5 protein-coding genes are annotated in these 2722 nt (G+C 56.7%); all 5 read right to left on the bottom strand.

Annotated elements, in window-relative coordinates; genetic code table 11:
- The coding region (locus NKJ80_RS31360) for an RHS repeat domain-containing protein (protein ID WP_352498957.1) at positions 1 to 247 on the bottom strand (247 nt) is incomplete at its 3' end.
- Positions 222 to 485 (bottom strand): hypothetical protein, encoded by a 264-nt coding sequence (locus tag NKJ80_RS31355; RefSeq protein WP_352498956.1) that lies wholly within the window; start codon positions 483 to 485, stop codon positions 222 to 224. The genes NKJ80_RS31355 and NKJ80_RS31360, both read right to left, overlap by 26 nt.
- Positions 482 to 931, bottom strand: a complete 450-nt coding sequence (locus NKJ80_RS31350) for an RHS repeat-associated core domain-containing protein (RefSeq protein ID WP_352498958.1) — start codon at positions 929 to 931, stop codon at positions 482 to 484. The genes NKJ80_RS31355 and NKJ80_RS31350 overlap by 4 nt, the downstream gene beginning before the upstream one ends.
- Entirely contained in the window at positions 894 to 1241 is a 348-nt protein-coding gene (locus NKJ80_RS31345; protein ID WP_352498959.1) for a hypothetical protein, read from the bottom strand. The genes NKJ80_RS31350 and NKJ80_RS31345 overlap by 38 nt, the downstream gene beginning before the upstream one ends.
- 382 nt (positions 1242 to 1623) lie before the next feature.
- The coding region (locus NKJ80_RS31340) for an RHS repeat-associated core domain-containing protein (RefSeq protein WP_352498955.1) at positions 1624 to 2722 on the bottom strand (1099 nt) is incomplete at its 5' end.

Raw genomic sequence — 2722 nt, 5'->3', positions numbered from 1 at the left:
GGTATTGCCCTCCCGAGGCAAGCGTCACCGTCGAAGCCGTGACGTTCAGCTTGCTTGTGATGCCAACGACGCGGCCTTGCGCATCGCGTTGGTAGCTGACGAGCAGCCCGGAGGGATAGGTGATCTGGGTCAGGTTCTTATCCAGGTCGTAGCCATATCCGGCTGCATACTGAATAGAGGAGATTGTCCGATTTTCGCTGACCACATTGCCGTGTATACTTTCAGACTTTCTTTTTGTTTGACGCAAAAAGCACTCCGCCCGAGAGGGCGAAGGCGAACGCTGCGAAATACAGCCACGTCAATTCCGGTTGCTCACACTCGGTTAGATAAACGACAGTACCGTGATTGTTGATTGGGTAAGTCCTTCCGAATTCAGGTCGAGGATCGCGCGGCAGCACATTGCTGTAATAAACCATCAATCCGGCATGGAATGCAAAGGAACCCAATCCCAACGCAATCAAGAGCACCGCAGCAAACCGTTTCACCAGATATGCCCAATGGGGGTAACGTTGGTCGTCGTAACTGTGTCCGCTCCGCCCTCGCCCAACCCAGCCCCAAGCGTAATCCCCGCTCCGGCTATGGATCGACCGTTAGCTCCTTTCCCAAAAAAACCATCGCCCGACGCATGCGGTCCCCAACCTCCTCCAAGGCTAACGTTGTTGAAGGGACCGTTCAAGTCGTCAATTGAGCATGCGTTGGGCGAGTAGGCAACTGATACTCCTCCTGAAACATCTGCCCCCACCCCAAGTCCTCCGCCAGCAGCGTAGTAAGTACCGAGCGCGCCTGTACCATCAATCGCAAGCCCAGCCGAGAACTGTACAACTACTGGGCCGAATTGGAAATTCAACGCAAGACCCAGCTGTCCGGTCCAAAGACCAAGAGGATCAATTAGGCTAACCGGGTTGCCTAAAGCATATGCATACAGATTGATACCGCCGTTGAGCCCGATCGGGTCTGGCTCGATGTAGCGGCCGGTGGCTGGGCGCGTAGTCGCGGAAGTAGTTGTAGTAGAGAGCGCTGGTCGGGTCCTCCTGCTGGCCGGGGAAGCGTTGCGGATTGGCGCTGGTGGCGCCGACCGGCTGGGAGACGGTGTTGCCGAAGATGCCGGCGACACGCTGCCAGGCGACGGCCGCGGGCGACCCGTACAGCATCTTCTGCGGCTGGGACACCTGGTCATTCAGGATGTAGAAGACATCGCCGGCCAGGTTCTCGATGGCGAACGGCTTGCCCTCCGCAATCACCGAACCGGAGTACCAACAAACAAATTGCCTGCAACGACGGTCTAACCGGGTGTGGCGCTACCGAGTTATATCTCCTCACTTTCGACAATTAGGCCTCTGCGGCCCGATGTATCGGCCCCTTGTCAGGGGCAGAGTAGCTTAACCGGCGCGCCATCCTTCAAGAGATAGGCTTCCCTGCACTGCCTACCATCTACTTGTACTTCGCGCGAGCCCACGTCAAACGCATGAAAGAACTCTGCAAACGAGGTATGACCATCACCGTTCCAATCCATATCTTGCCACGAAAATCCCTTCCCGAATGTCTGATCGGCAACGATCGCCAAAGGAATTGCAGCAATGATAGCGAGAATGAGGATTCCACGTTTTTGCAGAGCCTTCCCCCTTACTGGTATGGAGTCCACGGTGCACTTGGAACCCACCAAGGCGCTTTGTCGGCTGGATTGGCAGGATAGTAGTTGTAGTTATTCCCATTCGCTAGTCCGTCAAAGACCAGGTTGTCTCTGATTTGTGACGGTGTTGGTGTGAAGGCCCCGAACGGATACCCAAGCTCTTCCAAACCATGCTGAAGTGGATCAGTACAATTAGAGGAGAACTTATCATAGGAATGATCTTTTCCGTAACTTCTTAGGCTGCCCTCTAGTTGATTTTCCTGAGCGTGGGTCAAGCTTAAGGGGAAACCCAAAGCGTCCCTGAACTTGTTTCGATCCAGATAGTCATCCTTTGGTTCAATCGCCATTCCGTTCGTGTTCCACGAATAGACTGTACCATTGATATTGACTGCGACATGGCCAAAAGATGAGGCGAACCAGCCAACGGGCTTGAAGAAGATGGCTTCTGTATAGAGCCCAAACCGATCCACCCGCCGGGTGGGATTCCCTTCGACGTATGTATACAAATTGATACCGCCATTGAGCCCGATCGGGTCTGGCTCTATGTAGCGGCCGGTGGCTGGGTCGTAGTCGCGGAAGTAGTTGTAGTAGAGAGCGCTGGTCGGGTCCTCCTGCTGGCCGGGGAAGCGTTGCGGATTGGCGCTGGTGGCGCCGACCGGCTGGGAGACGGTGTTGCCGAAGATGCCGGCGACACGCTGCCAGGCGACGGCCGCGGGCGACCCGTACAGCATCTTCTGCGGCTGGGACACCTGGTCATTCAGGATGTAGAAGACATCGCCGGCCAGGTTCTCGATGGCGAACGGCTTGCCCTCCAGATAGATGTAGTTCCTCATGAGCACGCCGAGCGGGGTGTATTCGGCGAGCAGCAGCCCATTCCGGCCGAAGATGAAGATGCCGCCTCCGCCGCTGACGGTCGAGGTCTGGCGCTGGCCGAAGGCGTTGTACTTCAGCGTGACACCCGCCACCGTCGCCAGCCGGCCGTCATCGTTGTAGGTGTATGCCTGCTGCGTGGTGTTGCCGAGCTTGCGCGAGAGCAGCGCGCCGTTGGCGTCGTAGGCGTATTTGAGTGTCGTCGATCCCGTCACCGCCTGG

It is taken from the genome of Mesorhizobium sp. M0030, assembly GCF_040323695.1.
In the GTDB taxonomy this organism is placed as follows: domain Bacteria; phylum Pseudomonadota; class Alphaproteobacteria; order Rhizobiales; family Rhizobiaceae; genus Mesorhizobium.
This window is presented reverse-complemented; position numbering and strand designations above follow the sequence as displayed.